The following is a 21,776-nucleotide window of genomic DNA, read 5'->3' as shown; positions in this document are numbered from 1 at the left end:
AGAGCCCGGGAGTGTCTGCGGGAGCAGGCGCGGACCGGCCGTGTCACAACAGGCGCTTCACGGCAGGCGCGTCACAGCATGCGCCTCACGGCAGGATCGAGTCGACGTATCCGCCGTCGACGCGCAGTGCGCCCCCGGTGGTGGCCGACGCCTGGTCGGAGCTGAGATACACGACCATGTTCGCGATCTCCTCCGGCTCGATCAGCCGTTGCAGCAGGGACTGGGGGCGGTGCTCCTTCATGAAGGCACGCTGGGCCTCGTCCCACGGAAGGTCACGGTCGACGAGCCCGTACACGAAGTCCTCGACGCCTCCCGTGTGCGTGGGGCCGGCGATGACGGAGTTCACCGTGACGCCGGTGCCCGCCGCCTCCTTCGCGAAGCCCCGGCTCACCGCGAGCAGGGCGGTCTTCGACATGCCGTAGTGGATCATTTCCGCGGGGATGACCACGGCCGAGTCGCTGGCGATGTTCTGGACGCGCCCCCAGCCCCGCTCGGTCATGCCCGGCAGGTACGAGCGGATCAGTCGCACGGCGGCCAGCACGTTGACCTCGAAGTAGCGGCGCCATTCGTCGTCGGTGATCTCCAGCGGGTCCGCGGACCCGAAGATCCCGAGGTTGTTGACGAGGATGTCCACCTGCGGCAGGGCGTCCACGACCTGCGCCGCCCCCTCTTCGGTGGTCACGTCCGCCGCCACGGGCACCACGTCCGCGCCGGGCACGTCCTTGGCCAGCCGGGCCGCAGCCTCCTCGGCACGCTGTTCGCTCCGGCCGTTCACGGCGACGCGGGCGCCCGCCCGTGCGAGGCCGGTGGCGATCGCCGCGCCGATTCCCTGGGTGGATCCGGTGACCAGTGCCGTGCGGCCGGTCAGATCGATGCGCATCTCGTACGCCCCTTCCTCTGCGTTCGTCGGCTGGGTACCCCATTCAGCCACTCCTGCAACAAGGGACGCCTGTTCAGAACCCCCGGATGGTCCTCGGGTCGCCGGTCGTCGGGTGATCGGCCGCCGCGCGAGTTGCCCTCCTGGCAGCCGGGCGAGACGGCGGGAGTTGCCTCGCCGACACGCCAGGAGGGCAGGGCCGGAACCACTGAGGATGTCGGCGGTGCGGCTCCGGCCGGCCTTGGCAGTCGGTCAGGGCTCGGGGGCCGGGAGCCTGCGGTGTGCGGCCGAGAACCCGACCGCGCCTGCGCCGAGCCTAGAGGAGGAGCGGCGATGATCGGAAGCAAGGCCGCTGACATGACTCGGGGTGACCACGGACCGGGCGGAGGGCCGCCTTTCGTTTGGAAGCCTCCGGGACGGAAACCCGGAGGGCACCCCGTTCCGGCGGGGGCTCCGGGGAAACGCGTGGAGAGTGAGGCCGACATGGTTGCCGACCCGTGGCCCGCTGAAGCGGTGGTCCGGGCGGCCACCGGGCCCGACCACGAGCGCGGGATGTCCCAGCGGGTGGCCGAGGCACTGTGCGAGGCGCTGCCGGTGGACGCCGTCACCCTGGCGCTGTGGACGGAGACCCCGCACCGGCGAATGCTGCACGCCACGAACGCGGCGGCCCAGCGCCTGGAGGAGCTGCAGTTCGAGGTGGGCGAAGGACCGTGTGTGTCGGCCGCGGCGATCGGCCGGCCGCTCATGGTCGAGGACCTCCAAGGTTCTGTGACCCCGTGGCCCCTGTTCGGCCCGCTGGCCCGGGAGCGCTTGTCCACGGTGGGCGCCATCTATGCGTTTCCGCTGGTGGAGGGCCATGCGCATCTGGGGACGGCGGACATGCTGCGCTACGAGGCGGGTCCGCTGGGCGACGAGGCGGAAGAGGCCGCCAGGCTGGCCGTACGGGCGGCGGCGCTCATCCTGCTCACCGCGAGGATCACCCCTGCACTGGACGTCCACTGGCAGCGCACCCATGTGGCGACCGGCGTGATGGCCGAGCGGCTGGGCATCACACCGGCCGAAGCGCTGGCACGGCTGCGCTCCACGGCCCTGGGGACAGGGCGCCCCCTCCCCGACCTGACGGAGGACGTCCTGGCCCGGCACGGATAGGTGCGGTTAAGCATGCATACGGCTGACAGCCTTGGCACGGCCGAGATGTATGCCGTACGGGGCAACCCAGCCTTTCCCTGTCAGAAACAGTCGTGTCAGGCCGACCGTGCCAATCGTCCCGGCAACCGGGCCGCCAGGTGCTCGATCAGTTCGGTCACCCGCCGGGGAACATGTCCGTCGTCTTCGAGCAGGGCATAGATGTCGGCCGCGGGCGTCGGGATGTTCGGCAGTACGCGGACCAGGTCGCCGCGCTCGATGTGGGGCCGGACCTGCCACTCGGAGCGCATGATCACTCCTCGGCCCTCCAGCGCCCAACCGGTCACGATGTCCCCGTCGTTGCTCTGCAGCGGACCCCGCACCCGCACATGGCGCGGATCGCCGACGTCGCCGAACCGCCAGAGCGCGTAGTCCCCCTCATTCTCGCGCAGCACGATGCAGTCGTGCCGCGCCAGATCCTCCACACAGGTGGGCGCGCCATGCCGTGCCAGGTACGCGGGCGACGCGCACGGCACCCGGCGGTTCTCCGCCAGCCGGCGCATCCGCAGTGAGGAGTCCGGCGGACTTCCCACGTGAACGGCCACGTCGAAGGTCCGCCGATGCGGGCGCAGGGGCAACGCCGACGTGTTCAGCTGCACCTGGAGCTGGGGGTGCGCCGCCGCGAACTCCGCGAGCAGCGGGGCGACATGGGCTCGGCCGAGGCCCAGGGTCGCCTGGACTACCAGGGCGCCGCGCAGTTCCCCGGACCGTTCGGTCACCAGGTCCTCCAGCTCGCGGAGCCGGTCGAGGATCGAGTCGAGCCCGCTCGCGTACAGGGCGCCCTCCGAGGTCAGGACCAGGCGGCGGGTGCCGCGCTGGACGAGACGCACGTCGAGACGGCTCTCCAGTGCGCTGAGCCGCTTGCTGACCACCGGGAGGGACCAGCCGAGCCGGCGCGAGGCCGCCGTGAGCGTCTCGCTGGCTGCCACGACCTGGAAGAACTTCAGGTCGTCGACGGACATCTTCGTGGGGCTGCCGCCCGGGTCCATACCGTCTCCTGTCCGGCCGGGTTTTCCGCTGAGGCAAGTCTAGGTTGCCCCGTGGCCCGTTGTGGCGGACAGCGCCGGAGCCCACAGTGAAGAGCCGCACACGCATCGAGCAAGGAGCAGCAGTCGTGCCACAGCGTTACCGCATCGCCGCCGTGCCCGGGGACGGCATAGGCCGGGAAGTCGTTCCCGAGGGGCTGCGGTGCCTGCGCGCCGCGGCCGACGCGTACGGCTTCGTCCTCGACGTGGAGGAGTTCGACTTCGCCAGCGCGGACTACTGGACGCGCCACGGGGAGATGATGCCGAAGGACTGGCACAGCGTGCTGGGCGGCTTCGACGCGATCTTCTTCGGTGCGGTCGGCTGGCCCGAGGTCGTCCCCGACCATGTGTCGCTGTGGGGAAGCCTGCTGCAGCTGCGCCGCGGATTCGACCAGTACGTCAATCTGCGGCCGGTCCGGCTGCTGCGGGGCGTGCGCAGTCCGCTGCGCGACCACGGTCCGGGAGACATCGACTTCTACGTGGTGCGCGAGAACACCGAGGGCGAGTACTCCAGCATCGGCGGGCGGATCTTCGAGGGCACCGAGCGCGAGACCGTACTGCAGGAGACCGTGATGACCCGCGTCGGCGTCGACCGGGTGCTGCGGTACGCCTTCGAACTCGCCGATTCCCGGCCGCGCAGGCAGCTGACCTGGGCGACCAAGAGCAACGGGATCTCCATATCCATGCCCTACTGGGACGAGCGGGCGAGCGAGATGGCGCTGCGCTATCCGCGGGTGTCCGCCGACAAGGACCACATCGACATCCTGGCGGCCAAGTTCGTGCTGCGGCCCGAGCAGTACGACGTCGTCGTCGCGAGCAACCTGTTCGGTGACATCCTCTCCGACCTGGGCCCGGCCTGTACCGGCACGATCGGGATAGCGCCGAGTGCGAACATCAACCCGGAGCGGACCCGTCCGAGCCTCTTCGAGCCCGTCCACGGGTCGGCCCCCGATATCGCGGGGCGCGGCATCGCCAACCCGGTCGGGCAGATCTGGAGCGGCGCGATGATGCTGGAGCACCTGGGCGAGGCCGCTGCCGCGGCGGACATGGTCGCCGCCATCGAGTCGGTCCTGGAGGGTCAGCCGGACGTCCTCACGCCGGACCTCGGCGGCAACGGGACGACGACGGCGCTCGGCTCGGCCGTCGCACACCGGATCGGCCACGGAGCCGGCCGCGCGAAGGCCGAGGAGGCGGCGGAGCGTGCCACGCGTCCTGATCACCACTGACTATCTGCGTCCCGGCGACGAGGTGGACGACTACCTCCGGGCGGCCGGTCTTGAGACGCGCCACGTTCCGATGGTCGGACGACGCGATCCGGAGGACCTCGTGTCCGCGCTCGACGGGATCGACGCGGCACTCGTCGCGAACGAGCCCCTGACCGCCGGGGTACTGGCCCGTGCTCCGCGACTGCGGGTGGTGGTGCGTACGGGTGTCGGGTACGACTCCATCGACATCGAGGCCGCGCGCCGCCTCGGTGTCGGCGTGAGCAACCTGCCCGGGATCAACGCGAACGCCGTCGCCGAGTACACGTTGGGCCTGCTGCTCGCCTCCGCGCGACGGCTGGTCCACAGTGCGACGGGCGTGCTGGCCGGAGGGTGGCCGCGCGAGGACGGTCACGAGCTGCGCGGGGCGACACTCGGCCTCGTCGGCTTCGGCGCCGCCGCTCGGGCCGTCGTACCTCTGGCCAGGGCGTTCGGGATGGACGTGGTGTGCAGCACCGGTGTCCCCGAGGGCCTGCGCGGTGACCTCGCGGTGCGGTTCGTGCCCTTCGCCGAACTGCTGGCCGTCTCCGACTACGTGTCGATCCACACCGCGCTGACCGACGGCACCCGGGGCATGTTCGACGCTGCCGCGTTCGCGCGGATGAAGGAGACGGCCGTGCTGATCAACACCGCCCGCGGGGCCGTCGTCGACGAGCGGGCGCTCGCCGACGCGGTCCGGACGGGCGGCATCGCGGGTGCGGCACTCGACGTGGTGACGCGGGAACCCCTCCCGGCGGACAGCCCGTTGCGAGGCGTCGACGGCATCACCGTCTACTCCCACCTCGCAGGCCAGACCGCGCAGGCCCGCCGCGCGGCGGGCCTGGCGGGCGCCGCCGAACTCGTGGCGGCGCTCGAAGGTCGGGCCCGGTTCACCGTCAACTGACGGCGGCGGCCGGGACTACTGACAGGGCGCCGGGGAACCGGCGGGCGGTTCCAGCGGCCGGTCGCGGCGGTCGGTCAGCGTTCGAGGAGGGCGATACGGATGGCGCGTTCGACGTGTGCGGCTGCGTTGGCGTGCCCGGCGGCGTTCGGGTGGACCAGGGTGATGCGCTTGCCGATGAGACGGCAGTCCAGCAGGGTGCCGGGGAGGTTGCCGGGCCAGTAGTCCTCGGCGGCCCCGCAGATTCCCTCGACCCACTTGGTGTCGGCGGGCTGACAGGCGTCGTGGCCCACGCTGGAGGAGTACACGTCGACGTAACGGTCGCCGAAGAACTCCGAGACCTGCCTGATCGTGTTGTTCAGCGGCTTGAGGACGTCGTCACGGAGCCAGTCGACGTCGGCGTGGGTGACCGAGCCCAGCTCGCTGAGGGAGAGGCGGTTGCAGGCACTGCCCTCTTCCGGCAGGACGGCCGGGTAGCCGACCGTGATCACCTTGGCGTTGGGCGCGGCCTGGTGCACCTCGGCCAGCATCTGGACGTACTCGTCCTGGACCCGGGCGAGCTTGTCCTGGATGCTCTCCTCCCCCTCGGGGGGATTCGTGTAGTGGTCGCGGCAGGACGCGCCCGTCGCCCCCTTTGTCAGGCAGGTGAGGAGCATGCCGCCGAAGGGCAGGCTGTTGCCGCCGACTCCGACGGTGACGACGTCGGTCTGGTCATTGAGTCCGGCGCGCTCGATCTGCGGATCCACCGCGGGCCAGCCGTCGGCGGGTGGCTGGACCGGGCTGATCGGCGTCTGACGGGCGGCGGCGATGTCGGCGATGGTGGCGTTGCCGCAGCTGACGTTGGTCAGGTGGACGGGCTTGCCCGGCGGGAACTCGTCCAGCTCCCGCTCGACGACGCCGGGGTAGGCGTCGGAGGTACGGTCGCAGCCGTCCCGCGACGCGTCACCCAGTGCGGGCTGGGGGTCTCCGACGAACCCTCCGGCGGTGTACGAGTCACCCAGCGCGGCCCACTCGTACCGGTCGGCCGCGCCGGCTGAGCCCGAGGGCGCGAGCACGGCCACGATCAGCGCGAGTCCGACGGCCAGCGCTCGCTTGCGCGGGCGGGAGACACGGTGTCGCATAGATCCTCCAGGATCTGCAAGAGACGCCCTGGCCGGACGTGCACCAGGGCGCAGAGCACCACGTCCAAGAGCATCCACGCCGCCGTCGTGCCTCTTTCGGCGAATGGGGTCCCCCACCCCCCGATCGAGCTAATTGATCAGATCGTCGTGCCACCACCGCGCACCCCCGACAGCCACGTGCGACAACCACGTGCGACAGCGGGCGGCGGCCGGGGTCTGCCGCGACGGATGCTCTCGTGTCCGTCGGCAGACCCCGGCCGCCGCCTCGGGCGGACGCGTTCTAGTCGAAGAGGTCCGGGTCCGTGCGGGTTATCTGGTCGAAGAGGGGCTGGAACTGGAACCAGCCCGCCAGGTCGAAGCCCACCTGCCCGTAGGTGTGCTTGGCCTCCTCGTGGGGGATCTGGATCGTGGGTCCCGCTGCCTTGGCGGCGAGTTGGGCCTGCGCCGAGCGTTCCATGGTGATGAACCAGTACGCGGCGGCGTCGACCGAGCCCGCCGCGGTGAGCAGGCCGTGGTTGCGCAGGATGACCGCCTTGTGCCCGCCCAGCGCCTCGGCGATACGCCTGCCCTCCGCGGGGTCGTCGGCCACGCCCGAGTAGTCCTCGTAGCAGCCGTGGTCCTCGTAGAAGGCGCAGGCGTCCTGGGTGAGCGGTTCGAGCCGCTGGCCTGTCGCCGACAGCGCCTTGCCGTACACCGAATGACTGTGGGCGGCGCCGACCGCGTCGGGCCGTGCCGCGTGGACGGCCGCGTGGATGGCGAAGGCGGCCCGGTTCACCCGGTGACGCCCCTGCACCACCTCGCCCTGGTGGTTGACGAGCAGCAGGTCGCTGACCTTCACGTGCTTGAAGGACACGCCGAAGGGGTTGACCCAGAAGTGGTCGGGGAACTCCGGGTCGCGTGCGGTGATGTGTCCGGCGACCCCTTCCTCGAACCCGAACCGGCCGAAGATGCGCAGGGCGCCCGCGAGGCGTTCCTTGCGATGCCGTCGCTCGGCGGCCGGGTCGGTGAACACGATGGGGAGCCGGAAGGTCAGTTTCTCCTCCGGGATCGGGGTCAGATCCTCCCGGGTCAGCCTGTCGGGCACCCTCAAGGCGGCCAGCGGGACGTGGTGTTGGCCGGCGTGGATGTCCCGGTCGCGGAGACCGGCCTGGGTGACGGGGCGCGGGAAGGAGATCTTCACGACGTTCAGTGCCGGGATGCGGAAGATCTGGACCTGCTCGGCGTCCACCCGGTAGAGGTCGGCGACGACCGCCTCGTTGAGGAAGGACTCGTCGGCCGCGACGGCGTAACCGGCACTGTCCTTCATGAAGGTTTCCATGGTGACCCAGAACGGTCCGGCGTTCTTGGAGCGGATCTCGGTCGCGTAGTCACCCAGCACGGGCGAACGGGTGGCGTGCTCAGACATGGGAGACCTCGCGGGAGTGCTGGGTACGGAACATGCCGGTGGGCGAGTCGACGTCGACGACGTGGTTCAGGACGAACTCGTAGGCCGCCCCGCGCTGGGTCTCCGCAGGTGAGGTGGCGAAGGCGAAGCTGGGCAGGTACTCCATCTCCGGCAGCGGGAGGTGCAGCATGAGGGGGTTGGCGACCTTGGCTATCGCCGTCGCGGTGGCCTGCGAGGGTGCGCTGACGAGGAGCATGACGCCGACCTCGCGGGGTGGCCCGGAGTCGGGGTCGATGTCTTCGAGGATGGCGTTGTGGCCGTAGAGGCGGATGTCCAGGCCGTAGTCGTCGTCGGTCAGTCCGAGCGTCTGGCTGACGCGCTCGGTGAGGATGACACGCAGGAGTGCCGCCCAGCGGTCGATGTGGGCGACGATGTACGGGTCGCGGATGCCGGTGAACGAGACGGTCTCGTAGCCGGTGACCCTGGCTCCTTCGAGTTTGATGGTGTGCTGCTCGGCGGGCTCGAAGCGTGATCCCTCGACGCGTACCCGGCGCTCGTCCAGTGCCGTGTAGGTGGCGTCGGAGACGTCCAGCGTGCCCGCCGGTTCCCGCATCCGGTACGGGTTGGCCGTCTCGTACAGCATGTGTGCGGCGACCGAGATCGGCGTGCAGGCGTTGGCCGGGTCGAGGGGCTCGATGACGAAACCGTGCTGGTCGATGGTGGCGAAGACGCCTCCGGCGCGCGGGTCCGTGGTGCACTGTCCGCCGCATTCGACGATCTTCGAGGCGTGCCAGGTGGGTCCGGCCGGCATGCCGAGCATCAGCGGGACGGCGGCGGCGAGGGCGGTGTCGGTGGCCCGTCCCGCCAGGACGACCTGGGCGCCCGCGCGGATGGCGTCGACGAAGGGTTCGTGGCCCATCATGCCGACGATGTGCGTGCAGCTTTCGAGGGTCTCCGGCTCCAGGGGGCCGTGCGGGGCGAGGGGGTGGATCCGTCCCGCGTCGAGTTCGTCCTTGAGGAACGTGGCTTCCTGCTCGCTGTAGATCCGGGCGATCTTCAGATCGAGGCCTTCCTCGGCCATGATCTGCTCGGCGATCCCCGCCACCCAGTCGACACCGGAATCGGTGCCGCTGGTGCCGCAGGAACCCACGATGAGGGGGATGTCCGCGGTGGCGGCGGCCTTGAGGAGGATGCGCAGATCGCGGCCCACCGCGGCGGCGGTGGTCTTCGCGACACCGGCGCCGAGGTAGTGGGGTCCGGAGTCGGTGGATCCGCCGTCGACCGCGATGACGTCCGGCTGGAGGGTCAGGCCTCGCTCGATGCTCTCCGGGGTGAAGCCGGCACCGAGCATGCCGGACGGCGTCAGGATTCCGACCTGCGCGGCGGAGTCAGTGGACGGGGGCATGGTGGTTCTCCTCGTTGGAGTCGGCTTCCTCGTGGAAGATGCGGATGTCTTCCGGCGGAAGGCTGACGGTGAGTTCACCGGTGGTCGCCGGGCGCGTGGTGGTCACGATCACCGGGGTGCCGCCGATGCGGATGGTGTACCGGTAGTGGTCGCCGAGGTAGGCCTGGTTGTCGACCTTGGCCGTCAGCGTGTCGAGGGGTTGGCCCACATCGGCGCCGCCGCGGCGGATCTCGATGTTCTCGGGGCGGATGCAGATCCGTACCGGTCCCAGGCGCCTGTCCGGATGCGGCACCCTCAGCGGTTCGCCGACGCCGTCGACGCGGATCACCGCATGGGTGCCGTCCGCCTCGACGACGGTGGCGGCGAGGAGGTTGGCGGTTCCGACGAAGTCGGCGACGAACAGGTCCGCCGGGTGCTCGTAGATCTCGGTGGGGGTACCGACCTGGCGTACCTTCCCCTGGTCCATGACGGCGACGCGGTCGCTGACGGACAGCGCCTCGTCCTGGTCGTGGGTCACGAAGACGGTGGTGACTCCGACCTGTGACTGGAGGGTCTTGAGCCACTGCCTGGAGCGGTCGCGGAGTTTGGCGTCCAGGTTGGAGAAGGGTTCGTCGAGGAGCAGCAGGTCGGGTGGGTGGGCGAGGGCGCGGGCCAGTGCGACCCGTTGCTGCTGGCCGCCGGACAGCTCGTGGGGGTAGCGGCTTGCGTGGCGGCCCAGTTCGACGAGTTCGAGGACTTCCCGCACCCGGCGGTCGCGTTCCGCCCTGGGGGTCTTGCGGAGCTTGAGGGGATAACCCACGTTCTGCGCGACCGACAGGTGCGGCCAGATGGCGTAGGACTGGAACACGACACCGCAATTGCGGTGCTCCGGTTCGACATTGACGCGTCCGTGGTCGAAGACGACACGGTCGCCGAACGCGATACTGCCCGAGTCGGGCCGGTGCAGTCCGGCGATCGACCACAGGGTGGTGGACTTTCCACAGCCGCTGGGCCCCAGCAGGGTGAATATCTCGCCGTCCCGGACGGTGAGTGACACCTCGTGCAGAGCGGTGTGCCGCGCGAATTGCTTGGTGATTTTGTTCAGCTGGAGACTAGGCACGCGGACGCACCCCCAGCAGGGCGCGACCCGCGCCCAGAACGACCAAGGTGATGACCATCTGGATTACTCCCAACGCGGCGACGGTCCCGCCGATGCTTGTTGCCGCGAGTTGCAGCATGGTGAGGCCGAGTACGGGGGTCTCGTCGGTGACGAGGAAGACCGCCGGTTCGGCGTCGTTGAGCATGGCCACGAAAAGCAGCACGAATGAGGCGCCCATGGCGGGTGCGACGAGGCGGAGGACGACGGTGCGCATCGCCGTCCACCAGGTGGCACCCGAGGTGCGGGCGGCATTGTCGAGATCGGCGCCGATTCCGGCGAGCGCCGGATAGAAGGCGCTGTAGCCGAGGGCGAGACTTCTGACGGCGAACGCGATGCCGATTCCCCACAGGCTGGCGCGTATTGCTCCGGATCTGTCGAGGAGGGCGAAGCTCCAGAAGAACGCCATACCGGTGACGAGCGCCGGCATCATGCGCGGCCAGAGCATGCCCTGTTGCAGGGAGCCGCGGAAGCGGAATCGGGAACGGTGTGCGATCACCGAGAGAACGGCGATGGCAAGAGTCGTCAGCGCCCCGCCGACCGCCGCGATGAGAAGGCTGTTGACGATCGAGTCGGTGTAGAGCGGATTCTCGAACACGGCGGAGAAGTTGCTGAGGGTCAGCACGCTCCACGGGGAGATGAAGGGCGAGAGAATGGAGGTGAATGCCGCCATCACGACTCCGGCCAGGGGAACCAGAACAAACACCAGCACGAAGAAGGCGAGACCTCCCGCGACCGCCCACCGAGCCCGGCCCAGCTTCAGAATCCGGACTCCGGTGGGTTTTCCGGTGGTCGTGGTGAAGCGCGCGGTATCACCCACGAGCCGGTTCCGCAGCACGAGGAGCCCGGAGACCGTGATGAGCAGGAACACCGCGCCGGCGGACACCAGGCCCTGCTGGGCGTCGTTGACCCAGTGGTCGTAGAGATACGTGGAGATCAGACTGATCTTGCTGGAGAATCCCAGAATCAGGGGCAGCCCCAGTACTTCCATCGAGAGGGCGAAGACCAGGAGCGCCGCGTTCGTGATCGCCGGACGCATCAGCGGCAGGCTGACGGAGAGCAGGCTGCGCAGTGGGCTCGCGCCCGACGTACGGGCGGCGTCCTCCAGGGACGGGTCGATCGACAGCAGCGTGCCGCGGCACAGCAGGAACACGGTGGGCGAGGCCACGCTCATCGCGACCATGGCCATACCGGGAATGCTGTAGAGATTCACCGGCATGCTCAGGACCGTGTTCGCCTCGAGCCAGGAGGACGCGAATCCCGCCGGGGTCCACATGGCCGCCCAGCCGATGATGAGGACGAGTCCGGGCAGCGCGATCGGAACGAGCAGGAATGTCGTCAGTGCACGGCGTCCGGGAATGTCGGTGCGGGTGAGGAACAGCGCGCACGTCACGCCGACGAGAAGGGATCCGGCGGTGTTGAGGGCGGCGAACAGGATCGAGTTGGTGACCGCGGTCCACCAATTGCGGTCGGTGAGCAGCGCGTCGAAGTTGTTCCACGTCAGATGCCCGCCTGATGCGTAGAGCGGGGTCGACCACACCGCGGCGGCCACGACCGGGACGACCGATCCGACGATGACCAGCAGGGCGAGTGCCCAGAGAATGTAGTGGCTCGCGTTGGTCGAGATCCAGCGCCGTCGGGATCCTTTCGGCGGTGGTGAGGGGATACGGGCCGGTGGCGGCCGGAGTCGGGCAGTGCTCATCGGCCGTACGCCTTCTTCCAGCGGTCGACGATCTCCGGCTTGTTCTTGACGATGTCCTTGGGATAGCCGCCGAGCATCATGTTGTCGGCGCCGACGACCTTTTCCACGGCCGGCAGACCGTAGGCGCAGTCCACTCCGTCGCGATACGGAGTGAATCCGCCCTTGCAGGCGGCTTCCTGGCCTTCGACCGACAGCAGGAAGTTCACGAAGAGCTTTCCCGCGTCGGGTGACTTCGCCTTCTTGGTGACGGCGACGGCCCTGGGGAGCAGCGGCGTTCCGTCCGTCAGATACGTGTAGTTGAGGATCTTCGACGCCTCCTCCCCCTCGATCAGCGCCCGGACCGATCCGGCCACGAAATAGGTGGCCTGGTACTGCCCTTGGGCCAGTTTCTGCATCAGGTTTCCGTTGCCCGACTCGACGCCGGTGTTCGGGCCCAGGGCTTCGATGTTCTTCCACCCCGCGTCTCCGTGCGCGGTGGTGTAGTTGCTGACCGCGCCGAAGGAATGGGGATTGCTGATGTCGGTGGTCCCGATCTTCCCTTTGAGGGACTTGGACAGCGCGGCGAGGGATTCGAGGTCCTTGGGCTGTTTGTCCTTGGGAATGAGCGCGGTGTTGTACACGGCGACGAGCGGGTCCTCCGACATGGAGACCACACCCGGGGCGAGTTGCGCGTATGCGGGAAGGTGCTTGAGGTTGGGGTCCTTGTAGTCGAGGACATTGCCCTTGCTGACGAAGTTCAGTACCTCCACCGCGTCCGTGGCCATCACGACGTCCGCGGTGCGTACACCGGTGGCGGATTCGGTGGCGTAGCGCTGGAAGGTCTGCGGGTCGTTCATGTTGAGGACGCGCACGTTGATGCCGGCGTACTTCGCCTCGAAGGCCTTGGTGAGCGGTGTCATCTGGTCGGCGTCCGCGTTCGTGTAGAGGAGGACCGATCCCTGTTTCTCGGCCCTGGCCACCGTGGCCGCGTCGAGCGGGGTGACGGGCGCCGCCTTGCCCACGTCGACCGAGGACGTCGGCTTCGCCGACCCGTCCGTACCCGTGGAGCCTCCGCACGCGGCCAGAACGACCATGCAGGCGGCTGCCAGGGCGAAGGCCCTGGCCCTGGGGAGCGAGATCATCATTGATCCTCCACTATTTGCTATAGCACTAGTGCCGTAGATGGACGGGGAGATTTCTGGACGGGGCACACGGAACACGTGGCCCGGTACGCATGAATCGGGAGGTGGATTGCGGGTGCGGGACTCGGTGTCCGAGGGGGTCAGCACGCCAACCGGGGCGGTGCGTACGGCGATGGGCCGGGCGGGGCCGCCCATCGCCCCGCGGAGCTGAATCACCCCACGGAAGAGATGGTATTTGCTACAGCATGATTGTCAACCAGTTGCGCCGCGGGGAGCGTGCGGGAGCCGGATGGTGACGGTGGTGCCGACTCCCACCTCGGACTGCACCCGTACCTGTCCCTGGTGCGCGTGGACGATGGCCTCCACGATGGCCAGGCCCAGGCCCGAGCCGCCGTAGGCGCGGCTGCGGCTGGCCTCGGCGCGCCAGAAGCGTTCGAAGACGCGGGGCAGGTCCTGGGCCGCGATACCGGGACCGTCGTCGACGACACGCAGCTGTACGTCCTTGCGGTCCCGCGTGATCTCGACCCGTACGGCGGTCCCGGCGGGCGTGTGCTGGACGGCGTTGCCGACGAGGTTGCGCAGCACCTGCTGGAGGCGGTTGGCCTCACCGACGACGGGTGCCTCCGGTGCGGTCGCCATGGTGATGGCGCGTCGGGGATAGATGATCTGGGCGTCCTCGACGACGCTGGCGGCCAGCGCCGTGAGGTCGACGTCGTGCCGCTCGACGGGACGGCCGGCGTCCAGGCGTGCGAGCAGGGCGAGGTCCTCGACGAGCAGGCGCATCCGTCCCACCTCGTTCTCGATGTGTTCGAGCGCTGTCTCCAGGCCCGGTCCGGAGACCCCGCCCTGGCGGTGCAGGTCGAGCCAGCCCGAGATGGTGGAGAGCGGGGTGCGCAGTTCGTGGGAGGTGTCGGCCGCCAGGGAGCGGACGGTCGCCTCCGCGCGGGCCTGGGCGTCGAAGGCCCGGTTGACCGCCTCGGCGAGCCGGTCGGTCTCGCTGCCGTTCCGGGTGGCCGGCAGCCGTTCCGTGAGGTGGCCCTCGGCGATGGCGTCGGCGGTACGGGCCATCCGGGCCAGGGGCCGCAGACCGAGCCGCAGGACGATGACGGCGAGGGCGAGCAGGAGCAGCAACGCGGCTCCCACCAGGACGAGTTGGCGTTTGACGAGTACGGCGACGGTTCCGTCGCCCACCGAGGAGTCGATGGTGAGGACGAGCGCCGCCGGCCGTACGACGGCTTCGTCGGGTCCGCGGTCGACGGTGAGTCCGGGGCTGGGGATACGGATCGCCGCGAGGCCGTGCTCCTTGTCGTGCCCGTCGTAGTCGACGATGGTGCCGGCCGGGGCGGTCGTGCTCAGCTCGGCGACCGGGCGGGCCGCCGAGGACGCGGAACCGGTGCTCAGCAGCACGTTGTTGTCGGCGTCCACGGCGACCAGGCCGAGCGGCGGCCCCAGGAGGGTGCCGAGCTGGTCGGCGTCGGCGGTCTGCGGGCCGCGTCCGACGACTTCGGTGATCCGGTCGGCGTACGTTTCGAGGGTTCTCTCGTAGCGCCTGTCCAGGTAGTCCTCCAGGAGGACGCCGGTGATGACGGCGCTGACCGTCAGCCCGGACACGAGCAGTACGGCCAGGCCGGTCAGCAGACGCAGACGGACACTGGAGAAGGACCAGACGCGGCGGTCGCGGAGTCTCATGTGCGGGCCTGCTCCCGGAGGGTGTAGCCGACGCCCCGGACGGTGTGCAGCAGGGGCGGGTGGCCGTGGTCGATCTTGCGGCGGAGGTTGGAGACGAAGCGCTCGACGACGACGGTGTCCCCGCCGAAGTCGTACTGCCAGACCGCTTCGAGGATCTGCGCGCGGGACAGTACCTGGCCCTGGTGGCTCAGGAGGTAGTGCAGCAGGCGGTACTCGGTGGGTGAGAGTTCCAGAAGGCGCCCCGCGCGGCGGACCTCGTGGCGGGGGTCGTCCATCGCGAGGTCCGCGAGGGACAGGGCCGGCTCCTCGGGCGCGGCCGACGCCCCGCTGCGGGCCCGCCGGAGCAGGGCCTGCAGTCGGGCGCCGACCTCGACGACGCTGAAGGGCTTGGTGACGTAGTCGTCCCCGCCGAGCCGCAGTCCCCGTACCCGGTCCTCGATCGCGTCGCGTGCGGTGAGGAAGAGGACCGGCACCTCGATACCGCGGTCACGCAGCAGCTGGAGGATCTCGAAGCCGTCGGCTCCGGGGAGCATGACGTCGAGAACGATGACGTCGGGGGGCCTGCGGGCGACCTGTTCGAGCGCTTCGGTCAGGTCGCCCGCCACGTCCACCTCGAATCCGGCGAACCCGAGGGCCGAGATCAGCAGGCGTCTGATCCCCGGGTCGTCGTCGATGACGAGCACCCGGTCGGTGGTCTCCGGCGCGTCGACGGCGTTCATACGTGCTCCTTGTACGGGCGGGTCGGGCTGCCCGAAGGCCGTCGACACAGGTTCTGAGTCCACCGACACGGGCCGGTCAGATGCTCACGGGAGCGGACTGCTTGTCGGCGGCCCGGGGCTCGGCGTCGGGTGCGTGGAAGTTCTCGCCCTCCACGTCGAGCCGGGGCAGGAAGCGGTCGAGGCGCCGGGGCAGCCACCAGGCCCGGTCCCCGAGGAGAGCCAGTACCGCGGGCACGAGCGTCATACGGACCAGGAAGGCGTCCACCATGACTCCGAAGGCCAGGGCGAAAGCGATCGGCATGATATCCGCGTCGTGCGAGAACAGAAAGCCGACGAATACCGAGATCATGATGAGGGCGGCGGAGGTGACCACGCGGGCGGCGTTGCGGGCTCCGGTGAGGATGGCGGCGCGGGCGTCACGGTGGCGGACGTAGTCCTCCCGCATGGCGGACACGAGGAACACCTCGTAGTCCATGGCGAGTCCGAAGAGCACGGCCATGACGATGATGGGCATGAAGCCCGCCACCGGCCCGGTGCTCGCCACTCCCAGCAGGCCGGCCAGCCAGCCCCACTGGAAGACCGCGACGGTGGCTCCGAACGCGGCTCCGACGGACAGCAGGAAACCGATGGTGGCCTTGACGGGGATGGCGACGGACCGGAAGGCGATCATCAGGAGGAGCAGGGAGAGGCCGACCACGACGACCGCGAAGGGGACCAGCGCGCCGCTGAGTTTGTCGGAGACGTCGATACTGACCGCGGTCAGGCCGGTGACGGCGACATAGCTGCCCCCGGACGCGGCGAGGGGCTTCATCTCGGTGCGCAACCGGGAGACCAGGTCGCTGGTCTCCTGGGTACGCGGTCCGGTGTCGGGGATGATCCGGATGCGTGCGGCCGACTCGTCCTCGGCCACGTCGACGCCGCTGACGTCCGCGATGCCCCTGACGTCCCGCAGCCTGTCCTCGACGGCGGTGGCCGTCGCGGCGACGGCGGCCGGGTCGTCGTCCTCGACGAGGATGACGAGCGGGCCGTTCGCCCCGGCTCCGAAGGCGTCACCGACCAGGTCGTAGGCCTGACGGCTCGACGTCGTGGTGGGGCTGTTGCCCTCGTCGGTCAGGGCGAGCTTGAGCTGCAGGGCCGGGAGGGCGAGGGCGACGAGGGCGACGGTTCCGAGGATCAGGGTGCGCACCGGGCGGCGCAGTACGCCTTCGGTCCAGCGCACGCCCATGGAGGGCCTGCCCGGTGCTCGTGCCGCTCGCCGGCGCCAGCGGGTGCCGGCCCTGGGGGTGAGCCTGCGGCCGCACATGCCCAGCAGTGCGGGGAGCAGCCCGAGCGCCAGCACGACGGCGACGGCCACGGCTCCGGCGGACGCGAGGCCCATGGAGGTCAGCATCGGGACACCCGCCACCGAGAGTCCGGCGAGCGCGATGACCACGGTGGCACCGGCGAAGACGACCGCGCTGCCCGCGGTCGCGTTGGCCCTGGCGACGGACTCCACGACGGGCATTCCGGCGGCGAGTTGGGCCCGGTGGCGCGAGACGATGAACAGGGCGTAGTCGATGCCCACGGCGAGCCCCAGCATCATCGCCAGGGTCGGCGCGCTGTCACTCACGCCGAGCACCGTGGCCGCGCCCATCATGGCCGCCATGGTGCCGACGACACCGAGGACCGCGGTGAGCAGCGGCAGTCCGGCGGCGAGCAGCGAACCGAAGGTGATGACGAGGATGACCAGGGCCACGCCCAGCCCGACCATCTCGGGAGGTCCGAAGGGCGAGGTCGAGGGGGCGTAGGCGTCACCGCCGTAGACCGTTTTGAGACCCGCCTGCCGGGCCTGCTCCCCCGCCTCCTGCACTCCGTCGAGCGTGCCGGCGGGCACGTCCTCGTCCTTCTTCGTCGTGAACGCGACCTGCGCGACCGCCGTGCGGCCGTCCTCGGAGACGGTGTCCTCCTCGACCGGGTCACCGACCTCGGCCACACCGTGCACATCGCCCATCGCGGCGATGACGGACGCCAGCGACTCGCGCAGATCGGAGTCGGTCACCTTGCGGCCGGAGGGGGCCTGGAACACGATGTCCGCGGACTGGACGTCCGGGGAGGGGAAGTGACGGTCCATCTTGGTCAACGCCGTCTGCGCCGGTGACCCGGGGATGGAACCGCTGTCCTCGAAGGAACCGGCGAACGAGAAGCCGAGACCGGTCACCGCGGCGAGCGCCAGGAGCCATCCGACCAACATCGTTCGCCACCGTCGGGCGCCGAGCGCGCCCAGCCGGTACAGAAGTGCTGCCATGCCTGCATCCCCCATGGGTTAGGTGGTTGAGGCACTGATGCTGCTCGGCGGACTTGACGGCCGCCCCACGCCGAACCTGACGGTTTCTTGAGGGTTGCCCGACGGAATCCTCGGCGGGCCACCCGGCGCGCTTGCGGACGAGCTCCTCGACGAGCTCCTCCATTGTGGGATCGCTTGTTTGACATTTATGCTGTAGCAAATACCATGTTCCGCATGGCTCTGCTCCCCCAGCTCTCGTCCCCGGTCACCCTCGGCGATCAGGCGTACGCCGCGATCCGCGAGGCCATCGTCACCGGAACCCTGAAGCGCGGGGAGAAGGTCACGGAGCGGGGCCTGGCGGAGTCACTCAGCATCAGCGCGACCCCCGTCCGCGAGGCGCTGCGACGCCTGGAGCAGGACCGGCTGGTGGAGCGGACGGGGCCCAGGTCGGTCCGTATCGCGCAGTTCGGCAAGGAGGAGCTGCGCGAGTTCACCATGATGGAGGACGTGCTCCGGGCGCTCGCCGCCCGGCTGGCCGCGGAGAAGTCGACCGCGGCCCAGCGCCGCGAGATGTCCGACTGCCTGGACAAGGCGGACGCCCTGCGCGGCGCACTGCGCGACGCGGACCCCGGCACCGACGCGGAGCGGGACCTGGTGCTCGAAATCCAGGCACTCATGCGCCACTTCCACATGATCGTGGACCAGGCCAGCGGCAACGCGACCCTGATCCAGATGCTGCGTACCGTCGACGCCTTCGGTTCGGAGGAACGACGGGACAGCATCCTGTCGGAGGTGCGCGGGGCGCACTCGAAGGTCGTCGACGAGCGGTACAGACAGCATCGGGTCATCTACGAGGCCATCGCCGCCGGCAACGGCGAGCGGGCCGAGGAGTTGATGCGGGCACACAGCCACACCTCGAACATCTCCCGGATCGCTACACGCTTTTCGAACTGAGCCGAGCTGAGCTGAGCCGGGCTGGGCCGAGCCGAGCTGACGCGGTCACTCCGTGCGGGGCCGCGAAGAAAGCTGGGAGAGCGAGCGCTACGGAGTCAGCACGATCCTGCCGAAGACCTCACCGTCGTCCATCTTCCGGTGGGCCAGTACGGCTTGGTCCAGCGGGAGCAGTTCATGGACGACCGTGGCCAGCTCACCGCGACCCGCGGCGGCGAACTGTTCGCTGCGTACGGCATGCCGGTCGGCCGAGGTGACGGTGTCCGCGCTGAAGGTGGCGAAGGACAGCGACTTACGGAACGCGGCCATCAACTTCGTACCGAAGTCCGCCGGTGGCTGGCCCGCCACGACGCCGACGGCGACCATGCGGCCGTTCGGGTTGAGCCGGTCGAAGAACGACGGCAGGTCGTCACCGGCGACGACGTCGATGATGACGTCGTAGCCCGCGGGAGCGTCCTGGCCGCCCTCGCCGGACCGGTCCAGCACATGGGTCGCGCCCAACTGCCGCAGCCGCGCGCCGCGTTCGGTCGACGACGTGGTGACCGCCACCGCGCCGGCACCGCCCTTGGCCGCCAGTTGGACGGTCATGATGCCGATACTGCCGGCCGCGCCGCGCACCAGGACCGTCTCGCCGGGGGCGAAACGGGCGTGCGCCAGTGCGTAGTGGGCGACGACTCCGGAGCTGCCGAGCGTCACCGCGTCGGCGGCGGAGAGGTCGTCGGGGAGGGGAAGGATCTCCTGCACCGGAGCGACGGCCTGTTCGACATAGCCGCCGCCCGTGCCGGTGAACCCCCAGACCCGTCGGCCGACCCATGACGTGTCGACGCCCTCGCCCACCGCGGTGACCGTGCCCGCCACCTCGCTGCCGGGGACATGCCCCTCCTTGAAGCCGTAGGCGGCCAGAGCGCCGCTCCGGATCACGGTGTCGACACCGCCGACGCCCACCGCTTCCGCGGCGATCACCACTTCGCCCGCGGCCGGTACGGGCGCGGGCAGGTCGACCACGGCCAGCCCCTCGGGGCCTCCGTACGTACGGATCTCGATCGCCTTCAATGTCGTCTCCACGTGCTCGGATCGGTGTTCGGACCGGTGTGCCGCACCCGATGACCTGGGCGGCTGCTTCCCTCTCCCGGACGCTAACGGACGCCCCCGTCCACTTAGGTAAAGTGAGAGCGGTGACCGATCATTTGCCTCACACCCTGCGTTCCGACGCCCTGGACAACCGCGAACGCATCCTCGACGCGGCCAGGAGACTGTTCGCGGCCGAGGGCCTGGACGTACCGATGCGGGAGATCGCCCGGCGCGCCGCGGTCGGCCCCGCCACCCTGTACCGCCGCTTCCCGACCAAGCAGGCACTGGTCACCGCGGTCTTCGCGGACCAGCTGCGCGCCTGCCGGGACATCGTCGACGAGGGGTGCGCCGATCCCGATCCCTGGCGGGGCTTCTGCCAGGTGATCGAGAGGGTCTGCGAGCTGCACGCACGCGACCGTGGCTTCACCGAGGCCTTCATGTCCACGTTCCCCGGCACGACGGACGTGGACGCGGGCCGTGAGTACACGGTGAGGGCGGTCGCCGGACTGGCCGGGCGCGCCAAGGAGGCCGGGCGTCTGCGTCCCGACTTCGTCCTGGACGACCTCATCCTCATGCTCATGGCCAACAAGGGGATCCACTCCGCTTCGCCCGCCGCCCAGGTCATGGCCTCACGCCGGTTCGCGGGGTTCGTGATCCAGGCGTTCGAGGCCTGCCCCCGGCACGCGCCGCTGCCGCCGCCGACACGACTGGCGTCGGCAGAGCCCGGTTACGTCTGACGGCACCTGGCGGTGCGGCGCGGTGGACCGCTCAGGGCGTGTCCGGGGCCGCCAGCTCGAAGTGGGCGCGAGGCGTCGCAACTCCGTTGATCTGCAGGGAGATCGCGTGCTGCCCGGGGTGGTAGCGGCGCGTGGTGATCGGCCGGAACGAATGCTCCCGTGCGATGTCGGTCCGTTCGCCCGGTGCGAGGGTGCGGGTGGTGAGCTTGAAGGTCTTGCCGGTCTGGCCGCCGTTGGCCTTGCGATGGTGCACGACGTAGTCGATCGTCAGCCGCGCCTGGACGTCACCGGTGTTGCGGATCGAGGCCGTGAAGCGGACCGTGCCGCCGAACGGGACGGTGTCCCGGTCCAGTTGGGGTCCGTCGACCTCCAGGGTCGCGGGAGCGAACCCGAGCAGTTCCAGGGCGCCGGGGTGGCCGCGTTTGACCAGGGTGCGCAGCCCGTGGCGTACCAGGCGCCCGGTGGTGGCGTCGGGGCTCTCCAGCCAGCGGCGGGCGGTGTCGACGACGAGCTCGGGATGGTCACGGCTCAGGTCGTTGAGGTGGTTGGCGACCGAGCGGCGTACGTAGTCGCTCTCGTCGCGGTAGAGGGCGTCCAGGACGGGCACGGTCGCCGCGGGACGGGCCAGGATGTCCGGGACCCGTACCGCCCAGGGAAGGTAGGGGCGGGTGCCTTCGGAGGCCAGTCTGCGCACGTCGGCGTCGGCCGACCCGGTCCAGTCGCCCACGACGATGCCGAGGGCCCGGTCGAGGTCGTGCCGCAGCAGGGTCCTGATGGCGAACTCCGAGGACAGGCGCCCGGTGAGACTCGCAAGGAGTTCCATCGCGTCGTCGAAGGCCGCCGCCCCGCCCTCCTGGACGGCACGGGTGGCGAGCGCGCCGGTGACCGGCCAGATCAGCCAACCGGTGAACTCCGGCGCCTCGTCGCGCGCGGTACGCACTGTCCGGGCCAGCGCGGTGTAGTCACCCGGGAGGTCGGTGAGCAGGGCGTCGCGCAGCAGATCGGCGCGTTCCCGCAGGGACAACGGGTCGATCAGTCCGGGTGCCGCGCGCAGCGCCGTGAGTTCGGCCTTCGGGGCGGCCGTTCGGATGGCACGGGTGAGGCTGTCGACGGTGTGGCGGCCGATGAGTTCGTCGGCGAACGGCATGGCGGTCCCTCTGCTCGGACTGTCGGTCTGCGGGGCGGGGTGCGGCGGGCGGCGGTGGTGAGCTGCCGTTCCAGGCTAGGAGCAGATCAGGACAGTTACGGT

Annotated in this window: 18 protein-coding genes and 1 pseudogene; 5 read left to right on the top strand and 14 right to left on the bottom strand. The window is 69.9% G+C overall.

Annotated features, from left to right (window positions below; all coding sequences use genetic code 11):
* Positions 1-85: 85 nt before the first annotated feature.
* Positions 86-880 carry an SDR family NAD(P)-dependent oxidoreductase gene (locus ACZ60E_RS02060; protein WP_384796699.1) on the bottom strand — a complete coding sequence of 265 codons (795 nt, stop codon included), beginning with the start codon at positions 878-880 and terminating at the stop codon, positions 86-88.
* A 480-nt stretch (positions 881-1,360) separates the two neighbouring features.
* On the opposite strand from ACZ60E_RS02060, the gene ACZ60E_RS02055 reads away from it, so the two are divergent.
* Entirely contained in the window at positions 1,361-2,026 is a 666-nt protein-coding gene (locus ACZ60E_RS02055; RefSeq protein ID WP_469437091.1) for a GAF and ANTAR domain-containing protein, read from the top strand.
* A 95-nt stretch (positions 2,027-2,121) separates the two neighbouring features.
* On the opposite strand, the gene ACZ60E_RS02050 is transcribed toward ACZ60E_RS02055, so the two are convergent.
* Entirely contained in the window at positions 2,122-3,051 is a 930-nt protein-coding gene (locus tag ACZ60E_RS02050) for a LysR family transcriptional regulator (protein WP_469437089.1), read from the bottom strand.
* Between the two features lie 125 nt (positions 3,052-3,176).
* On the opposite strand from ACZ60E_RS02050, the gene ACZ60E_RS02045 reads away from it, so the two are divergent.
* A complete protein-coding gene (locus tag ACZ60E_RS02045) occupies positions 3,177-4,313 on the top strand; it encodes a tartrate dehydrogenase (protein WP_469437087.1) in 1,137 nt (378 codons plus the stop codon).
* Positions 4,288-5,232: an NAD(P)-dependent oxidoreductase gene (locus tag ACZ60E_RS02040; protein ID WP_469437085.1), complete on the top strand. Its 945-nt coding sequence runs from the start codon at positions 4,288-4,290 to the stop codon at positions 5,230-5,232. Before ACZ60E_RS02045 ends, ACZ60E_RS02040 begins: the two co-directional genes overlap by 26 nt.
* Before the next feature lie 74 nt (positions 5,233-5,306).
* On the opposite strand, the gene ACZ60E_RS02035 is transcribed toward ACZ60E_RS02040, so the two are convergent.
* The 10 genes and pseudogenes from ACZ60E_RS02035 to ACZ60E_RS01990 form a co-directional block, all read right to left on the bottom strand.
* Positions 5,307-6,350 (bottom strand): SGNH/GDSL hydrolase family protein, encoded by a 1,044-nt coding sequence (locus ACZ60E_RS02035; protein ID WP_469437083.1) that lies wholly within the window; start codon positions 6,348-6,350, stop codon positions 5,307-5,309.
* A 280-nt stretch (positions 6,351-6,630) separates the two neighbouring features.
* A complete protein-coding gene (locus ACZ60E_RS02030; RefSeq protein WP_469438305.1) occupies positions 6,631-7,422 on the bottom strand; it encodes a class II aldolase/adducin family protein in 792 nt (263 codons plus the stop codon).
* Positions 7,423-7,449: 27 nt separating this feature from the next.
* A pseudogene (locus tag ACZ60E_RS02025) lies at positions 7,450-7,755 on the bottom strand (DUF4387 domain-containing protein); the annotation flags it as partial.
* Positions 7,748-9,139, bottom strand: a complete 1,392-nt coding sequence (locus ACZ60E_RS02020; protein WP_469437082.1) for an acyclic terpene utilization AtuA family protein — start codon at positions 9,137-9,139, stop codon at positions 7,748-7,750. The pseudogene ACZ60E_RS02025 and the gene ACZ60E_RS02020, both read right to left, overlap by 8 nt.
* A complete protein-coding gene (locus ACZ60E_RS02015) occupies positions 9,123-10,238 on the bottom strand; it encodes an ABC transporter ATP-binding protein (protein ID WP_384796678.1) in 1,116 nt (371 codons plus the stop codon). The genes ACZ60E_RS02020 and ACZ60E_RS02015 overlap by 17 nt, the downstream gene beginning before the upstream one ends.
* Entirely contained in the window at positions 10,231-11,976 is a 1,746-nt protein-coding gene (locus ACZ60E_RS02010) for an ABC transporter permease (protein WP_469437080.1), read from the bottom strand. Before ACZ60E_RS02010 ends, ACZ60E_RS02015 begins: the two co-directional genes overlap by 8 nt.
* Complete coding sequence (locus ACZ60E_RS02005; protein ID WP_469437078.1) at positions 11,973-13,100, bottom strand: ABC transporter substrate-binding protein; 1,128 nt, start codon at positions 13,098-13,100, stop codon at positions 11,973-11,975. Before ACZ60E_RS02005 ends, ACZ60E_RS02010 begins: the two co-directional genes overlap by 4 nt.
* Before the next feature lie 249 nt (positions 13,101-13,349).
* Positions 13,350-14,786 (bottom strand): sensor histidine kinase, encoded by a 1,437-nt coding sequence (locus ACZ60E_RS02000; RefSeq protein WP_453790230.1) that lies wholly within the window; start codon positions 14,784-14,786, stop codon positions 13,350-13,352.
* Positions 14,783-15,505, bottom strand: a complete 723-nt coding sequence (locus ACZ60E_RS01995; RefSeq protein ID WP_469437075.1) for a response regulator transcription factor — start codon at positions 15,503-15,505, stop codon at positions 14,783-14,785. The genes ACZ60E_RS02000 and ACZ60E_RS01995 overlap by 4 nt, the downstream gene beginning before the upstream one ends.
* Positions 15,506-15,581: 76 nt before the next feature.
* Positions 15,582-17,789, bottom strand: coding sequence for an MMPL family transporter (locus ACZ60E_RS01990; RefSeq protein WP_469437073.1), 2,208 nt, complete (start codon positions 17,787-17,789; stop codon positions 15,582-15,584).
* 213 nt (positions 17,790-18,002) lie between these two features.
* Between ACZ60E_RS01990 and ACZ60E_RS01985 the strand changes: the two genes are divergently transcribed.
* Positions 18,003-18,722 carry a GntR family transcriptional regulator gene (locus ACZ60E_RS01985; RefSeq protein ID WP_469437071.1) on the top strand — a complete coding sequence of 240 codons (720 nt, stop codon included), beginning with the start codon at positions 18,003-18,005 and terminating at the stop codon, positions 18,720-18,722.
* Positions 18,723-18,809: 87 nt separating this feature from the next.
* Here the strand turns inward: ACZ60E_RS01985 and ACZ60E_RS01980 are convergent, their stop codons facing one another.
* Complete coding sequence (locus tag ACZ60E_RS01980) at positions 18,810-19,772, bottom strand: zinc-binding dehydrogenase (protein WP_469438303.1); 963 nt, start codon at positions 19,770-19,772, stop codon at positions 18,810-18,812.
* 122 nt (positions 19,773-19,894) lie between these two features.
* On the opposite strand from ACZ60E_RS01980, the gene ACZ60E_RS01975 reads away from it, so the two are divergent.
* A complete protein-coding gene (locus tag ACZ60E_RS01975) occupies positions 19,895-20,527 on the top strand; it encodes a TetR/AcrR family transcriptional regulator (protein WP_469437069.1) in 633 nt (210 codons plus the stop codon).
* A gap of 31 nt (positions 20,528-20,558) precedes the next feature.
* On the opposite strand, the gene ACZ60E_RS01970 is transcribed toward ACZ60E_RS01975, so the two are convergent.
* Complete coding sequence (locus tag ACZ60E_RS01970) at positions 20,559-21,674, bottom strand: DNA alkylation repair protein (RefSeq protein ID WP_469437067.1); 1,116 nt, start codon at positions 21,672-21,674, stop codon at positions 20,559-20,561.
* Positions 21,675-21,776 lie beyond the last annotated feature (102 nt).

This window comes from Streptomyces sp. NPDC102514, from assembly GCF_055584525.1.
Note: the sequence above shows the minus strand (reverse complement) of the source record. Positions and strands in the feature narration are given on the sequence as shown.